Below are 7,279 nucleotides of genomic sequence, written 5' to 3'. Positions count from 1 at the left end.
CCCTTGGTTCCCTTCGTCAGCCTGAATGCTTCGCAACTTTCAGACTTCGGAAGACCAAGGGCCTCCCCATGCAGCGACACGCCCTACGAGAGCGAAATCACAACTGCCCCATTAAAATCGAAGAGCCATCAATCCCGCAAGCCACCGTCGACTACCTCGCCAGTCTGGAATGGGTTCGCGCCCAACACAATCTGGCGATTATCGGGCCGCCGGGCACCGGGAAGAGCCACGTCCTGATCGGGCTGGGTCACGCCGCTATCGACGCCGGCCACAAGGTACGCTACTTCACCGCCGCCGACCTGATCGACACGCTCTACCGCGGCCTGGCCGACAACACCGTCGGCAAAATCATCGACACCCTGCTTCGCGCAGACCTCGTGATACTCGACGAGATCGGATTCGCTCCGCTCGATGACACCGGCACCAAACTGCTGTTCCGCCTCGTAGCCGCCTGCTACGAACGCCGCTCTCTAGCGGTGGCCTCCCACTGGCCGTTCGAGCAATGGGGCCGCTTCCTGCCCGAGCACACCACCGCGGCCAGCATCCTTGACCGCCTGCTGCACCACGCCACCGTTGTCATCACCGACGGTCAGTCCTACCGCATGCGCCACGCGCACCACAAACAAGGAGGTGATCGACCACCGAACTAGCCCGCAAGGGGTGGGGGCTTTTCCTGGCCACCAGCGGGGACTTCAACTTGGCCATTGACAAGATCGATCAGTTGCGTCCTGCCGATGCCATTCTGATCCTCGGGGGAAGAGGCCACGACAGATACTCGGTCGGCCTTGAGCTCGCACTGGAGGGCTGGGCTCCTAACCTCGATGTATCGAACCCGCATGATGCGGAGGTGGCTTGGGGAGAGAACTACTGCACCGCGCCACCGGCCAATCTGCGCATGTTCTGCTTCGTCCCAGACCCTGGAACCACGAGAGGTGAAGGACGTGAGCTTCGTCGTCTGGCGCGCCAATATGGTTGGCGGACCGTCATTGTCGTCACTTTCCGGCCGCATATCTCTCGTTCCAGATTCATTCTCGAGCAGTGCTTCGACGGCGACCTCGTGATGGTTGACAGTCCGGCAAATCTATCGTTAAAGGACTGGACGTTCGAATATCTCTACCAGACTGCGGGTTATCTGCGCACTCTGGTAGAGCCTGAGTGCTAGGCCAGTTCTACCGATTGTTCAGGCACGCTTAAGTTTTGCGGCAGCGCGTCTGACGATGTCTCGCAAAGCTCGAGACCACTTCGCGGACATCAGCATCAGTGACGCCACGTAGATGATGGCGAAAAGGGCTGCTTCCGCAACAATCCACACAAGGCCCGGCCACACCGAATACTGATCCGACCTGACGACAAGGCGCTCGAGAGGCAACACCACAGCGAGACCCACGATGGCGGCAACAGTGGTGGGCCATAGGGACGCCCAAAGGTCGCGCCGTGAGACGCCTACAACGCCGTGTGCAAGTTCAAGACCAACGATTCCGACAACCAGGTAGGCGATCGAGATCGCGATCCCCACGCCCACAAGACCGAAAGGCAGCAAGGCAAGGATCAGGGGTAGCCCTATGCCGATACTGAGCACCGGAGACCAGTTCAGCAATGACGAACGGCCGGCACCCTTGATCGCTTCCCACGTCACCGCATTAAGTGCAGTGCCCAATCCGATCCCCGCCATAGCAGCGGTGGCCATTCCTGCATAGCGCCACTCCTCACCAAGAAGCAGGACCACCACCGCGGGGCCGACGGCGATCAGTAGTGCTCCCATCGGAGCCGCGGCGAACCATATCCAGTCGAGTGCCCGCAGGAATGCCTGTCGGAATCGACTGTTGTCGTTAGAGATCCGTGAGTAAGCCGGGAAGAGAACATGCGAACCGATCGTGATGATGGCAAGAGAGGGCAGCGACGCAATGCGGTACGCATAGCGATACTGGCCCAAGTCCGCGGTCCCCAGCACCCTTCCGACGATCACTTGTTCAAAGACTTCGCGCGAACGGTCGGCTAGCGAGTCGAGCAGCATTGGAAACGAGTACCTAGCCATTTCCCGCCAGATCCGTAACGAGAATCGAGCACCGAACGGACGCCATTTTGCCATCCACCAACTAAGTACCACTGAGGTCATCGTCGAGGCGTACCAACCGATCACCATCGCCCATGCCCCGTATCCGCGCGCGGCGAACACGATCGACACCGCCGCAAATACGATGGAAACCGCTGGCATGATGACCAATTGCCGCTTGAATTGAAAAGCCCGCTGCATCAACGCATCCGGAACGCTTGCGAGCACGTGCAGCACCATGAGGCCTGATGTCGCGGCTGCAATCACACCCACCTGCGAGCTGTGAAACAGGACGCCGATCAGCGGGGCAGCCGCCAACACGAGAAGAGTGCCAACTACACCCGCCGCGAACGTGGCGATCAGTGCCGTATTCGCGGCCACTTCTATGTCGGTCTCGCGGTGAATGAGGCCCTGCACGAGCGCACCCTGTGATGCGGTGACCAGGAACCCGATCAGCACCGAACCGGCCATGAAGAGGCCGACCTCGTACGGACCGAGGAGCCGTGCGAGAACGATGGTCTGCACAACAGTGGCGGTTTGTGCGATCACCAAGCCGGCCGCGGACATAGCAGCGCCGCGCTTGAGAACTCCTGACAGGCCCGAGGTGGGCTCCGTCATTGCCTGTCCTTCCGCCCTGCCTGCAGTTCGCCTTGCCTTCGGAGGCGACGAGCGATCCGATGCCGCCCTCGTCGGACGGCGCTTGCAATCCGGTTCTTAACCGGGTGTATCGACACCATCAGCCCGCGACTTACGTAGAGCCCAAACACGACCGCCGCCGCACGCGGAGTGTGCTGTTGCCGAAATGCATCGCGCGCCGCAGCTCGCGCACCACGCACATCTCCATTGATCAAGGCCAATCTGGCGGTGCCCAGCGAACGGTGATAACGCAGTCGCCGGAGCATGCCGTGGGCCGATAGCGCGCTCTCACTCATGCCGTATTCCCGGCCCACCAAAAGATAGGACTGTTGCATTCGTTTCTGAAACACGTCGAGATTCGCAGGATCGTTTGAAAGCGAGTCCCCTCTGATCCGAGTTCTGATCAGCGGATCCGCCAGGATTCGAACATCGCGGCCGGTGGCGGCGAGTCGCAGCCACAGCACCACGTCCGGCTCGATGTCCGGCGACGAAACGTACCCGCCGAGGGTGTCCCAAGCCGCTCGCCGGATGATGCCTATGTAGGGTGGCGCTCCCTCATCCAGAAGTTCATGAAATGTGGCTGGGCGAGTCGGATCGGGGCGAACCTTGCGACCAGTCGAAGCGAAGAATTCATCTGGCTTCTCGCCGTCGTCGGGGTCTTTGAAAACGATTGCGTCGCAGCCGACCGCGTCGATCTCGGGGCAAGCATCGATCAAGGCTCCGGCACGCTCGCTGAAAGTTGGCTCTACCAAGTCGTCGCTGTCGAGCACGCACACGAATCGACCTCTGGCGGCGGCAGCGGCCGCACTGATACCGCCGATGTAGCCCTTGTTTTCTTGCCGGATCAGCGTGATGCGGGGGTCGGAGAGGTACTGCCCCACGACGCGGGCCATCTCGTCTGAGTTGCCATTGTCGACAACAATCAGCTCCCAGTCGCGGCGGCATTGTGCGAGTACCGACTGGATCGTTTCGCCGACGATGTGCTCGGTCCGATAGGCAGTCGTCAGAAAGCTGACAAAAGGGGCAGCATCGAGGTCAACCTCGGCATTTGTTCTGAGCATTGCTACCAACCGATGCCGCGGTAGTTGGGAGTGCCGCGCAACTCTGCCGCAGTGGGCAGCCGCACCAAATCGATGACAAGTTTGTCGGATCCGGCGCGGGCGATCGCGTTGATGACCTCGGGCGCGCGAGACCCGGCAACCAGAACATCGCCGTGAGCGAGCACGGCATCCTCGTCGTCGGTGAGCAGGTCACCAATGTGCGGCAACTGCTCGTTGATGAAGCTCTTGTTGGCGCCGACCAGTCGTGACAACGTGACGTTGGCATCGTGAATCTTGACGTCGAATCCTTTACCGATCAGACGTTCCGCCAGTTCTACCATCGGGCTCTCACGCAGATCGTCGGTGCCAGGCTTGAAGGACAGCCCGAAAATGCCCACCTTTCGCCGGCCGTCTGCAACAACGAGGTCAACAGCTCGACGAAGGTGGACTTCGTTAGAGGTCAAGAGGTTCGCCAGCAGGGGAACGTCAATGTCGTTGCGTCGCGCGGTATGGGTCAGTGCCCTCAAGTCCTTCGGAAGGCACGATCCACCGAAGGCGAAACCCGGCCGAAGATACGCAGCGCTGATATTCAGCTTGGTGTCGGCCAGGAAGACGTCCATCACCACATGCGAGTCCAATCCCAGACCCATACAGATCGCCCCTACCTCATTGGCGAAACCGACCTTGAGCGCATGGAAGCTGTTGTCGACGTACTTGGTCATTTCCGCCACCCGGATCGGCACTCTGAAACGAGGTCCCGGCAAGCCAGCGTAAAGTCCCAACACGGCTTCGCCCGCCAACGGATCGCTCTCGCCGACAACAGTTTTCGGCGGATCGAGGAAATCTCGGACGCTCGACCCTTCGCGCAAGAACTCGGGATTGACACACACCCCGAAGTCGACGCCCGCGGTTTTTCCCGATGCGTGTTCGAGAAGCGGAATGAGCAGACTCTCGCATGTTCCGGGCATCATCGTACTTCGGTAAACCACCACATGCCAACAATCCTTGACCGCAAGCGCCGCACCGATCTGCGTTGTCACCTGCTCGAGGTACTTCGTCTCGAGGCTTCCGCCGCTACTCGACGGTGTGCCGACGCAGACCAACGAAACGTCCGTTTGCAGAACTGCGGCGAGGCTGTCCTCCGTGACGGTGAGCATGCCGGCAGCCACGACCTCCGCGGTCAGTTCGCCAATCCGCTCCTCAACGACAGGCGCCTTTCCCTGGCCGAGATTGTCCAGCTTCTGTCGATTTACATCGACGCCGATGACTGAGTGCCCCCGAGACGCCAGGCATGCGGCGGAGACACAGCCCACATATCCGAGCCCGAAGACGCTGACGGCCGCCCTCGAATCACTCACTGACGCTCACCACCCTTTTGGCCTGGGAGAATGGCCCAAACTCAACGGCACCGGGCCGATTTCGATCGATCGTGAATCCACGACCGATACCGTCTTCTGACCAGGAAACAGTCATCTTGCATCCTTCGATCGCGATCGCTGGATCAGTTAACGCGCCTGCATTGACCGTGCGCAACAAACTTAGGATGACCATCGGGGCACTGGACCGGCATTTCGCCCCTACCAGCCACGAAGGCGTCCTAGATTCAAGACGATCCGACCACCACCCCAAGTGAGATTCGCGGTCGCCTGAGACCTGCTCCGGGTGCACCGGACCAGTTGCGGCGTAGCGGATTTCGAGAACGGCCTCCCCGTCGCGGCTGATGCGATGTCCGACATCGGTTGGGGTCGCGGTGAGATCTGGCGACAGCGGCCAAGACACCGTCACATCGTGGGTCGACTGACCGTCGATCAGGTCGACCACTGCAACCGTGGCGTCCCCGGGCGGCGCAATCAACCACCGCCTGTGCAGCACCGGATCGTCGAGTCGACGGTAACCATGGTGTTCGGCATCGACGATGCCGCGGTCGAGGTCGACGAAACGCACCACGGTCTTGGCGTGCCGGCTCCACAGGAACGGCCCGCCGATCACCGACTGGTCGAGCCCGTCGACACAGACTGTGGCGTGTACTCGGGTCCCCCGATGCGTTGAGCGCCAAGCAGCGTTGCCGTAATAGCTCGCCGTCCCTGGGTCGACGATGAGATCGCGACCGTCGTCGCTGAGCGTCACGGCCAGCGCATCGGCATGTCCATGGGACGCTGTCGACAGGTAACCCAACGGTCCGACGTCCATGACGACTCTGCGTCGACCCGAGCGCATTACGACCAGGCCCCCATCGGGAGCGTAGATGTTCGTCGGCACCGGGCGACCCGCAGGCGCGGGAGCCTCGCTGATACGGCCATCCAGTGCCGTGCTGATCCACGACGCGGCCAAGGTGGGTTCGGTGTGCTCGATGACGGCACCGGAGGCCGCCGCCATGATCGCCAAGTGTTGACGTACCGTGCGCTTCGACTCCGCGCCCAACCGCAATGCGAAGCCGTCGTCGTCATCGCCATAGCGCGGGTCCGGGTCATCGACGCAAACGAGGTAGGACAGGAAAAGCGAGCTGCGGTGCAAGGCCTCGGTCAATGCCGGCGGAGGGACATCGCCGCGCAATCGGAGCAACACAACGACAAGCGACAGAAGCTCCGCAGTGAAGATCTGGTAGGAGATCGCCTGCTCGGCCCCTGCCCCGTCGCTGAGGATCTGCTGCTCGGCTTCTGCCGACAGCCCCGCGATGCACCGATCGAACAGTGCCGCGGGGGCATCCAATTCGGGGAAAAGCAGGTGCACAGTTGCCAGCCCGGCCAGCTCGCCGACCAGGTGATTATTTGCAGAACTGAAGCGAGAGCGCTCGCGCCAACAGTAGCGAGCGCTCGCGTCAAGCATGCGGGCAACGCGACGATAGCGTTGGGCAGTGAGCGCAGGCGAGGTCCGCAGACCCTGCACCGCGATGGCTACCGAGATCGCTCTGATCCCCGCTTCGAAAGCGCCCCGCCACGCAATTCCGCTACCGGCCGGATTTTGTGTCAGCCACGAGTCGAGATGTTCGAAGGCGGTCTCCGCATACACCGGATCCTCGGTGAATAGCCACGCCTGGGCCAGTTGCGGTAAGTGCTGTAGGCGATTCAGCTCCCAGATCCACTTCGGATCGCTAGGCGCCGTTCGGTGGTTGATTTTGGTGCTTCGGACCGTCGGCCACCGATAGTTCGAAACCGGATCGTAGTTCCAGTCAACGTCGGTGCCCAGATCGGCGGTCGGATATCCGAAGTAGCGCCGCTGACCGGCGACCAGTCGGTCCGCCTCTGCGATGAGTTCGTTCACCGCAGACCGGTGCTCGACCGCAATCCGTTGCGCACGGTCCGCATCGAGAAGCACAGGGCGCCCGAGTCCGCCGCGGAACCTTTGCAGAAGGTCCCCCCAATCCTGAGTCGCGCCGGTGATCGCTGAATCGGACGTCCGCTCGGATGCCGCTGTGCGGTCCTGGAGACTGGCGGCCGCCCGACTTGCACGCCACGCCGTCTCGTGGGGCGACATTGCCTTCAGCCGACCCCAGTACCAAGCGAGACTGGACACGCTGGCCCCCCGTAAATCAGTACTCACGCGTTCGCCG

5 protein-coding genes and 1 pseudogene are annotated in these 7,279 nt (G+C 61.6%); 2 read left to right on the top strand and 4 right to left on the bottom strand.

Translation table 11 applies throughout. The features are described 5' to 3' along the window. Window positions 1-128: 128 nt before the first annotated feature. Together CSQ99_RS27980 and CSQ99_RS27975 are read left to right on the top strand one after the other, a co-directional pair. Window positions 129-650: pseudogene (locus CSQ99_RS27980) on the top strand (ATP-binding protein); the annotation flags it as partial. 47 nt (window positions 651-697) lie between these two features. Continuing rightward, window positions 698-1,162 carry a YdcF family protein gene (locus CSQ99_RS27975; RefSeq protein ID WP_099042253.1) on the top strand — a complete coding sequence of 155 codons (465 nt, stop codon included), beginning with the start codon at window positions 698-700 and terminating at the stop codon, window positions 1,160-1,162. 18 nt (window positions 1,163-1,180) lie between these two features. On the opposite strand, the gene CSQ99_RS27970 is transcribed toward CSQ99_RS27975, so the two are convergent. Genes CSQ99_RS27970 through CSQ99_RS27955 form a run of 4 tightly spaced genes read right to left on the bottom strand, consistent with a single transcriptional unit; the run spans window position 1,181 to window position 7,242 of the window. Then, window positions 1,181-2,671 carry an oligosaccharide flippase family protein gene (locus CSQ99_RS27970; RefSeq protein ID WP_099042252.1) on the bottom strand — a complete coding sequence of 497 codons (1,491 nt, stop codon included), beginning with the start codon at window positions 2,669-2,671 and terminating at the stop codon, window positions 1,181-1,183. Further along, window positions 2,668-3,750: a glycosyltransferase family A protein gene (locus tag CSQ99_RS27965; protein ID WP_099042251.1), complete on the bottom strand. Its 1,083-nt coding sequence runs from the start codon at window positions 3,748-3,750 to the stop codon at window positions 2,668-2,670. The genes CSQ99_RS27970 and CSQ99_RS27965 overlap by 4 nt, the downstream gene beginning before the upstream one ends. A 2-nt stretch (window positions 3,751-3,752) precedes the next feature. Further along, window positions 3,753-5,087, bottom strand: a complete 1,335-nt coding sequence (locus tag CSQ99_RS27960; RefSeq protein ID WP_099042250.1) for a nucleotide sugar dehydrogenase — start codon at window positions 5,085-5,087, stop codon at window positions 3,753-3,755. Beyond that, window positions 5,080-7,242, bottom strand: coding sequence for a heparinase II/III family protein (locus CSQ99_RS27955; RefSeq protein ID WP_245909132.1), 2,163 nt, complete (start codon window positions 7,240-7,242; stop codon window positions 5,080-5,082). Before CSQ99_RS27955 ends, CSQ99_RS27960 begins: the two co-directional genes overlap by 8 nt. Window positions 7,243-7,279: the final 37 nt, after the last annotated feature.

It is taken from the genome of Mycobacterium neglectum (assembly GCF_002591975.1).
Taxonomy (GTDB): domain Bacteria; phylum Actinomycetota; class Actinomycetes; order Mycobacteriales; family Mycobacteriaceae; genus Mycobacterium; species Mycobacterium neglectum.
This window is presented reverse-complemented; position numbering and strand designations above follow the sequence as displayed.

Coding starts and splice junctions, on each gene's coding strand:
- CSQ99_RS27970 (WP_099042252.1), bottom strand. CDS start 2,671: ATGACGGAGCCCACCTCGGGCCTGTCAGGAGTTCTCAAGCGCGGCGCT.
- CSQ99_RS27965 (WP_099042251.1), bottom strand. CDS start 3,750: ATGCTCAGAACAAATGCCGAGGTTGACCTCGATGCTGCCCCTTTTGTC.